1 rRNA gene is annotated in these 1,232 nt (G+C 52.8%); it reads left to right on the top strand.

Annotated features, from left to right (window positions below):
• Nucleotides 1-96: 96 nt before the first annotated feature.
• Nucleotides 97-1,232, top strand: a 16S ribosomal RNA gene (locus tag WCT94_RS20670); the annotation flags it as partial.

The following is a 1,232-nucleotide window of genomic DNA, read 5'->3' as shown; positions in this document are numbered from 1 at the left end:
AAGTCTTGAAGAGTGAACAACAGTAAATTCATTACGAATAAACAGTTACTAATTCTTTGAGCATCGCTGACGAGTTCAGCAAATCAAACAAATCTTAAATTGAAGAGTTTGATCATGGCTCAGATTGAACGCTGGCGGCAGGCCTAACACATGCAAGTCGAGCGGTAGCACAGAGGAGCTTGCTCCTTGGGTGACGAGCGGCGGACGGGTGAGTAATGTCTGGGAAACTGCCTGATGGAGGGGGATAACTACTGGAAACGGTAGCTAATACCGCATAACGTCTTCGGACCAAAGAGGGGGACCTTCGGGCCTCTTGCCATCAGATGTGCCCAGATGGGATTAGCTAGTAGGTGAGGTAATGGCTCACCTAGGCGACGATCCCTAGCTGGTCTGAGAGGATGACCAGCCACACTGGAACTGAGACACGGTCCAGACTCCTACGGGAGGCAGCAGTGGGGAATATTGCACAATGGGCGCAAGCCTGATGCAGCCATGCCGCGTGTGTGAAGAAGGCCTTCGGGTTGTAAAGCACTTTCAGCGGGGAGGAAGGCGGTGAGGTTAATAACCTCATCGATTGACGTTACCCGCAGAAGAAGCACCGGCTAACTCCGTGCCAGCAGCCGCGGTAATACGGAGGGTGCAAGCGTTAATCGGAATGACTGGGCGTAAAGCGCACGCAGGCGGTTTGTTAAGTCAGATGTGAAATCCCCGAGCTTAACTTGGGAACTGCATTTGAAACTGGCAAGCTAGAGTCTTGTAGAGGGGGGTAGAATTCCAGGTGTAGCGGTGAAATGCGTAGAGATCTGGAGGAATACCGGTGGCGAAGGCGGCCCCCTGGACAAAGACTGACGCTCAGGTGCGAAAGCGTGGGGAGCAAACAGGATTAGATACCCTGGTAGTCCACGCTGTAAACGATGTCGATTTGGAGGTTGTGCCCTTGAGGCGTGGCTTCCGGAGCTAACGCGTTAAATCGACCGCCTGGGGAGTACGGCCGCAAGGTTAAAACTCAAATGAATTGACGGGGGCCCGCACAAGCGGTGGAGCATGTGGTTTAATTCGATGCAACGCGAAGAACCTTACCTACTCTTGACATCCACAGAACTTAGCAGAGATGCTTTGGTGCCTTCGGGAACTGTGAGACAGGTGCTGCATGGCTGTCGTCAGCTCGTGTTGTGAAATGTTGGGTTAAGTCCCGCAACGAGCGCAACCCTTATCCTTTGTTGCCAGCGGTT

Source organism: Pectobacterium sp. 1950-15 (assembly GCF_037136835.1).
Classification (GTDB): Bacteria; Pseudomonadota; Gammaproteobacteria; order Enterobacterales; family Enterobacteriaceae; genus Pectobacterium.
Note: the sequence above shows the minus strand (reverse complement) of the source record. Positions and strands in the feature narration are given on the sequence as shown.